The sequence below is a fragment of the Micromonospora sp. KC213 genome (assembly GCF_004348325.1).
GTDB lineage: Bacteria > Actinomycetota > Actinomycetes > Mycobacteriales > Micromonosporaceae > Micromonospora.
In genome coordinates this window covers 1-1,263 of the sequence record NZ_SMKF01000351.1, presented here as the reverse complement: position 1 = coordinate 1,263, position 1,263 = coordinate 1, and the positions used below count along the sequence as shown (strand labels likewise).

The window sequence follows — 1,263 nt, the reverse complement described above, 5'->3', positions numbered from 1 at the left end:
ACCCTCACCACCGCACCACCCGCCCCACGGCCGTCTTCGACGCCAAACCGCTGACCGCTGTCCGGCGGCCGGAATCGGACCTGGCGGTTGCGCCACCGCCAGGTCCGATTCCCGCGAGCCGGTGGGGTTGAGCTGCGGGCATCATCGTGGCGTGGAGTTGGACTTCGAACGGTGCTACCGCGCCGTGGACAGCCGCGACCAGCGCTTCGACGGCTGGTTCTACACCGGCGTGACCTCGACCGGGATCTACTGCCGGCCCTCCTGCCCGGCCACGACGCCGAAGCGACGCAACGTCCGCTTCTTCCCGTCGGCCGCCGCCGCGCAGGGCGCCGGGCTGCGGGCCTGCCGCCGGTGCCGCCCGGACGCCGCGCCCGGCTCACCCCAGTGGGACGTCCGGGGCGACGTGGTCGGGCGGGCCATGCGGCTGATCGCCGACGGGGTGGTCGACCGGGACGGCGTGCCGGGGCTGGCCAGCCGGCTCGGCTACACCGAGCGGCACCTGCACCGGATGCTCCGCGCCGAGCTGGGCGCGGGTCCGCTGGCCCTGGCGCGGGCACAACGCGCGCAGACCGCCCGCACCCTCATCGAGACCACCGAACTGGGCCTGGCCGAGATCGCGTTCGCGGCCGGTTTCGGCAGCGTACGGCAGTTCAACGACACCGTCCGCGAGGTCTACGGCACGGTTCCGTCCGGGCTGCGGGCGGCCCGGGGACGGCGTCCGGCCGCCGCCGGCGCGGGGACGATCACGCTGCGGCTGGCGTACCGGCCGCCGCTGCACGCCGCCGCGCTGCTGGACTTCCTCGCGGTCCGCGCGCTGCCCGGCGTGGAGGAGGTACGCGACGGGACGTACCGCCGGGGTCTGCGGCTGCCGCACGGCACCGGGGAGGTGGCGCTGACCCCGCTCGCCGGCCACGTGCAGGCCACGCTGCGGCTGGCCGACATGCGAGACCTGGCCCCGGCCGTGGCCCGCTGCCGCCGCCTGTTCGACCTGGACGCGGATCCGGAGGCTGTCGACGCGGTGCTGGCCGCCGATCCCGCGCTCGCCGGCGCGGTCAGCGCGGAACCCGGGGTACGCCTGCCCCGCGCCGTGGACGGCTTCGAGATCGCGGTCCGCGCGATCGTCGGCCAGCAGGTCTCCGTCCGCGCCGCCCACACCACCCTCACCCGCCTCCTCGCCCAGACCCCGGCTGATCATGAACTTGGCGACGCTGTGGATCTTCAGGACGGCCGGCAACTTCATGATCAACGCGGCCAGGGCGAGAG

General features: G+C 75.3%; 1 protein-coding gene. It reads left to right on the top strand.

Annotated elements, in window-relative coordinates; all coding sequences use genetic code 11:
- Window positions 1-151 precede the first annotated feature (151 nt).
- On the top strand, window positions 152-1,263 hold a 1,112-nt coding region (locus E1166_RS30575; RefSeq protein ID WP_132343260.1), incomplete at its 3' end, for a DNA-3-methyladenine glycosylase 2 family protein.